Raw genomic sequence first — 5,538 nt, 5'->3', positions numbered from 1 at the left:
GGCGCCGTCCTCCGGTGCACCGCGCCGCCGACGTGGCCCCCTCGTCCTGGCGACCGCCCTCGCCGTGGCGGTCGCCGCCATCGGCGGCACCCTCCTCACCACCCACCTGACGGGTGATGACACCGGAAACGACAACGGCACCGACGCATCCGCCCCATCGGATACGCCCACGGACCCGGCCGCCGAACAGGCCGATGACGGCCAGGCGTCGGGTACCGACCCCACGGGCGGCCCGGGCGGGGACGAGGGGTCCGGAAGCGGGGGAGAGGCCGTTTCGGGTGAAGTCGTTCCGCTCACCATCCACGCCCCGCGCTACACCGAGAACGCCACCGTGGCACTGGGAACCTGTTACGGAGCGGGCATCACCATGGTGGAGTTGGAAACCCTCACGGCGACCACCGGCATCGGATACGGCTCCCATCAACACGTGGGAGCGGATCCCGAGATCGTCTATCAGGCATGCCCCGAACCCGGCGTGGACGACGACGGCTTCCACATCGTGCCGGAGGTGGAGGCGGGACGCGTCACCGATCCGAGGATCTCGGCGGAGGAGTGCCGGGAGGCTGCCCGGGAGCCGACACTCCCCAATCCCGTTCCGGTAGAGGACATCGTCCGGGACGGAAGCCTGCACGAGAACATGGGCATCTGCTTCGTCCTGCGTGACGGTTCGACCGCGCTCCTGTGGTTCGACAAGGTGACCGGCGATCCCCACAACCAGGACCTGCGGACCTATCGAACGCTGGCCACCCGCTGGGAATGAGCGAGAGGGATCGGGTCGACAGGGTCAGGAGCTGGGCCAGGAGATCTCCACCCGGCGGTTCTTCTGCCGTCCTTCCTCCGTGCTGTTGTCGTAGAGGGGGTAATCCTCGCTGTAGCCTCGAACGTTAAAGTTGATGCCGGATGGATCGTCCAGCAATTCCACGAGAACCTGCTGAGTATTACGGGCACGATTGTTTGAGAGTGTCACACCGTGCTCGTAGGATCCCAGATTGTCCGTGAAGCCGAAGACGTTCACCTCGGCGGGTGAGTGTTCGGCGATCGCCTCGGCCACCACAGCGAGAGCTTCCCTGGCCTCATCACTCACCACGTCACTGTCCTTGCCGAAGATCACGTCGGTTTGGAGGGTGAATTTGCGCTGGTTGCCCGTGCGTTCCTCCCGCGTCTCACCCGCGCTGTCGACAGCCGTTCCCTCATCGGGTTGAGGAGTCTCCTCCTGCCCCGCAGGCTCTTCCTCCTCGGAGCCCTCGTCGCCCTCGTCGCCCTCAATCGGAGGATCCGGGTTCTCCGGCTGGGGAGTGGCCGCCGGCTGCGGCGTACCCGTGTCCTCGATCACGAACTTGATGTCGAGCACCCGGGGCTCGGCGAGGGTGGCCCCGTCCCCCAGCATCAGGCCCGGGGCGTTGGCGTCGATCTGCGGCGGGGCGGGGGCCTCGTATCCGGGAGGTTGCTCGTATTCCCCTTTTTCGTCCGCGAAGGCGGGGGCCCCGATCCCGAGAGCGACGGCCGTGGCTGCCGCCACGGCAACCACCCGCCCCGGAGCTGCTGCGCGCATGTCTCGCATGACGTGGCTCCTAGCCAATCTCGATGGTGACGGTCGGCATACGTCCGATCTGGAAATCAACCTCGGTGGTAGCCGGATCGGGAGCCGGGAACTGGGCGAACCACTCCACCGTTTCCCCGGGGTTCACGGCTCCACCGAAGCCGGTGCACAAGCAACGCCCCGTGGTGTCACGAAGAACAAGGTAGCGCTTTCCTTCGGATTTCGCCGTCAGAGTCGCACCGGCCATAGAAAATCCATTTACCGCGAGCTCCCTCTCCGTACCTCGCCAGGCGAGGTCCACCCATACCTCCGAGGTGGCATTATGCATCACTCCTTCTACCGTCAGAAATCCGCCTTCTTCACGCTCGGCACGAGTGAAGTTCAGCGTGATGCCACCCTCTCCCGTCACGCTGGCCAAGAAAGATACTTCCTGGCCACCTTCCTCCGCTTCCCCATTCGAATCACCCGGGGAATTCGAGTCATTCGATTGCTCTGCCTCCACGCCAGGATCTGATTCGCCATCACCCCTACTACAACTGGCCACAATGAATATCAAAGCCAAACCCAGAACTATCGCCGCCAGGATGAGGCGCGTTTTGCTGTCACGGAGATTCATCGCACCGATCCCTTTACAAAAAGGCACGCATCGTTAGTCTTCCAGGCGAATCCCGAAGAGATCTCGGGGCTCGAAACCAGAGATCTCCCTGTCGGGATCGATTTGCCAGGTGTCACTCTCACAAGAGAGCTCAGGAAAGTCATCTTCGGCTTCCCCTTCCTGTACATCGCAGAGCGGCTCCATGACCGCCGTGGCTTCGGCGCGAGCCGTCTGGTTTCCTACACCCGGAATAACTGTCTGAGCAACCGAGTCATTTGTTTCAATGGTCACTGCATAGCCAAGGCGACCGGAAAGCGGAGAACAGTGGACCAGGGTGGCATTATTCATGGAGGCCAGCCGTTGGGCCTCGCCACACGCAGACCCCACCCCCAAGGGGCCGCCGGAAATTATCTCGACCAAGTCGACCCCCTCACCTCCAACAGAGGTCAGAAAATCCTCATAGATACTGTCCCGCGCTTCACGTACAGCAGCCAGAGCAGCGGCGTCAGCAGCCGACTGACCCGTTCCGCGCAGAGCAGCTGCCTGAGCGAAAACAAAGAAAGCCAACATGGCGAAGAGGCCGACACTGATCAGCCAGATATACAGTGGAAACGCCGCACCACGGTCGCGTGGGCAGCGACTTCCGGATGTCTCCCTTGTCAAAGGTTGAGGACGGAACTGACCGCACGCTGCACAGCCGTGGCGATTTGGTTGTCCAGTCCCAGGCCGAAAACTGTCACCACGACCGCGGCTATGAGGAGGAGCAGGCCGGCGTACTCGACGAAGCCCGCGCCGCGGTCCGGGGACGCGGACCCCAGGCGTCCGGCGACGCGATGCTTCCACTCCAACAGCACTCTGGTCATGGTGAACCTCTCTTCCAGCCGCCCCCTGCGCGGCTGTCGATTCCCTACCCCGTGCCGACGGTTTCCTCCCGGAGGCGGGAGGGTGGTCGGCCGGTGGCGCCATCCGGGGTGCGGTGCCCCGGTCCCGGCGGCCGAGGCGGCCGCGATCCTCGTACACGAGGTCCCCGGGCGACGGAGAGGAGTCGTGTCTCATGACATCCCTCCCCCGAACCACCCAGTGAACCCATCGCAACTGACTGTGCCACATCCCGCACGAATTGGGCAGCGGATGGCCGAAGGTCGGTATCGGAACGGGACCGGCCGTTGGTCTGTTGGTCACTCCCGGGTACGGTGACGAGGTGGGAACGGGGGGCGTGCAACCGCCCCGGTGGCGAGTCCGCCGGCTCCCCGTGCACGGTTGGGTGCGGGAGACGCCCGCGGGGAGGGAAGCCATGGTCAGCGACTCGGGCGACAAGTGGGTGGACACCGTCGCGGTGGAGCGGGAGGGCTTCCACATCAAGGTTCCTGACACCTGGTGGGAGTTCGACATCCGCCCGGAGACCCGGGAGGAGGGGATCCGCCGTCTGGTGCGGGAACGGGTGCGCGCCAGTCCCCAACTGGCCGAGCACTCGGAGGTGATCGCCTCGTTCCTGCGTCGTCAGGCCAAGGAGGCCAGGGAGTCGGGGGCGGCCTGGATCGGCTGCATGGCGGACACTTTCGGCGGGAAGGTTCCGGTCACGGCTTCGATGACGGTCTCCCTGCTCGACGCGCGCACTTCCACCGGGGCCGCGCTGTCCACCGATCCGCGGGCGATCGCCGGGCAGTTGAAGGAGATCACCGCCCGCCGCGAGGGCGATCCGTGGCGCCGGGTGTCCACTGTGGAGATCCCGGAGGTGGGCACCGTGGCACGCACCGAGGGCGTGGAGGACATCCGGTACCGTCAGGATCCGCGTCCGATACGGGTGGTGTTGTCGCAGACCTTCATCCCCGTGCCGGGGAGCGCGAACCGGGTGGCCCTGGTCGCGGGGAGCAGTCACATGGTGGAGTTGGCCGACTCGTTCCTGGACGTGTTCGACGCGGTGGCCTCGACCTTCCGCTTCGTCTGAGACCCCGGGCGCCGGCGCCCTCTCCGTTCACACGGTGTGCTTTCCCGTTCGATATACCGGTCCCGGCCTTCCCGTCCGGTCTTCCGTCCGTTGGTCCTTTCCGTTCGACGAGCGCGGCCCCCGGGGCCGAGGGGGTGTTCCCGAGGTGAGCGACAACGACCTGAAGGTTCCCTATGAGATGTTGGAGGAGTTCGGCGAGGAGTTGGAGTCCGTGCGCACCCGCATGAACGCCACCGGCCGGACCGTGGACAACTACGAGGACGACATCGGCGACTCCTCGGTGCGCAAGGCGCTGGAGGACTTCGTCTCGAACTGGCGGGACGGTCGGCAGCGGATCGACGACCAGCTGACGGCGCTGAAGGAGATCGCCGACATGGTGGTCGAGGAATTCTCCGCCCTGGACCGGGAGTACGAGGCGTCCTTGGAGGGGAACGCGGAGGGGCCGCCCGCTCCGGGTGGGGAGCAGACGCCGATCTGACGTCCCGATCGGGCGGCGCGGGGCCGGATCAGCCGTCGCCGAGAATGGCGAAGAAGTCGGTCCCGGAGCCGAGGATCATCCCGGCGACGATGATGATCATCGTCGCCGGGACCATGAACACCAGGGTGGCCAGGGTTGCCTTGGGGATGGCCCGGGCGGCGCGGCGCCGGGCGTTCTGCGCGTCGGTGCGCCGCATGTCGGCGGCGATCTGCACCAGGGTGTCGGCGATCGGCGAGCCGAGCTCCTCGCCCTGTTGGAGGGCGGAGACGAACTGGTTGACGGGCTCGGAGTCGTTGCGTCGGCGCAGTTCGTCGAAGGCCTGGCGGCGGGAGACCCCCATGTCCATCTGGCGCAGGGTGATGCGGATCTCGTCGGCCCAGGGGCCGGTGTAGCGGGAGGAGACGCGTTCGAGTGCCTGGCGGAAGCCGAGCCCGGCGGAGACGACCACCGCGAGGACGTCGAGGAAGTCGGGGAGGGTTCGTTCGATCGCCTCCTTGCGGGCCCGGGCGCCCTGCCAGATGAGGACATCGGCGGCGAGGAGGCCGAAGGCCAGGGCGAGGACGGCGAACAGGGGCTGTCCGGCCGCGAGGAAGATCGGTGCCAGGAGCAGGCCGAAGAGGCCGTAGACGGCACGCCGGGCCGCGTAGCGGTCGAGGGTCAGGCCGCCGGGGTTGCCCGCCTGATCGATGCGGCGACGCTTGCGGTCGACGGCGGCGGGTCCCATGAGGCGCAGCACCAGGGGTGCCATGCGCATGCCGAGGCGGTCGACGGCGGAATGGCCTGCGGAGACCCGGGTGGAACCGACTTCCAGGGCGAGGGCGAGGTCGGGGGGCAATGGCGTTCCGGCCCGCAGGATGCGAACGCCGGCGATGAGGCCGAGCACGGCCGCGGCCGCGGCCAGGCCGAGCAGGAGGGGCAGCAGCGGGGCGAGGTCGGTCACGGCGGGCTCCGGGCGTTCGGTCGGGTCGGGTGGGCTG

7 protein-coding genes and 1 pseudogene are annotated in these 5,538 nt (G+C 66.7%); 3 read left to right on the top strand and 5 right to left on the bottom strand.

Going from position 1 to position 5,538, the window contains the following annotated elements; genetic code table 11:
- A pseudogene (locus FNQ90_RS11210) lies at window positions 1-760 on the top strand (hypothetical protein); the annotation flags it as partial.
- Window positions 761-784: 24 nt separating this feature from the next.
- Here the strand turns inward: FNQ90_RS11210 and FNQ90_RS11205 are convergent.
- From FNQ90_RS11205 to FNQ90_RS11190, 4 genes are all read right to left on the bottom strand, one after another.
- Window positions 785-1,519, bottom strand: coding sequence for an OmpA family protein (locus tag FNQ90_RS11205; RefSeq protein WP_182606230.1), 735 nt, complete (start codon window positions 1,517-1,519; stop codon window positions 785-787).
- Between the two features lie 52 nt (window positions 1,520-1,571).
- Complete coding sequence (locus FNQ90_RS11200) at window positions 1,572-2,183, bottom strand: hypothetical protein (RefSeq protein WP_182606229.1); 612 nt, start codon at window positions 2,181-2,183, stop codon at window positions 1,572-1,574.
- Between the two features lie 6 nt (window positions 2,184-2,189).
- Entirely contained in the window at window positions 2,190-2,705 is a 516-nt protein-coding gene (locus tag FNQ90_RS11195; RefSeq protein WP_182606228.1) for a hypothetical protein, read from the bottom strand.
- Window positions 2,706-2,794: 89 nt separating this feature from the next.
- Window positions 2,795-2,998, bottom strand: coding sequence for a hypothetical protein (locus FNQ90_RS11190; RefSeq protein WP_228471040.1), 204 nt, complete (start codon window positions 2,996-2,998; stop codon window positions 2,795-2,797).
- A gap of 431 nt (window positions 2,999-3,429) precedes the next feature.
- Here FNQ90_RS11190 and FNQ90_RS11185 point away from each other — a divergent pair, with 431 nt between their 5' ends.
- Both FNQ90_RS11185 and FNQ90_RS11180 read left to right on the top strand, forming a co-directional pair.
- Window positions 3,430-4,083 (top strand): hypothetical protein, encoded by a 654-nt coding sequence (locus FNQ90_RS11185; RefSeq protein WP_143620739.1) that lies wholly within the window; start codon window positions 3,430-3,432, stop codon window positions 4,081-4,083.
- Between the two features lie 145 nt (window positions 4,084-4,228).
- On the top strand, window positions 4,229-4,561 hold the full coding sequence (locus FNQ90_RS11180; RefSeq protein ID WP_143620741.1) for a hypothetical protein: 333 nt from the start codon (window positions 4,229-4,231) through the stop codon (window positions 4,559-4,561).
- Window positions 4,562-4,589: 28 nt separating this feature from the next.
- On the opposite strand, the gene FNQ90_RS11175 is transcribed toward FNQ90_RS11180, so the two are convergent.
- Window positions 4,590-5,483 (bottom strand): DUF5936 domain-containing protein, encoded by an 894-nt coding sequence (locus FNQ90_RS11175; RefSeq protein WP_143620745.1) that lies wholly within the window; start codon window positions 5,481-5,483, stop codon window positions 4,590-4,592.
- Window positions 5,484-5,538: the final 55 nt, after the last annotated feature.

It is taken from the genome of Streptomyces alkaliphilus (assembly GCF_014141535.1).
GTDB lineage: Bacteria > Actinomycetota > Actinomycetes > Streptomycetales > Streptomycetaceae > Streptomyces > Streptomyces alkaliphilus.
Note: the sequence above shows the minus strand (reverse complement) of the source record. Positions and strands in the feature narration are given on the sequence as shown.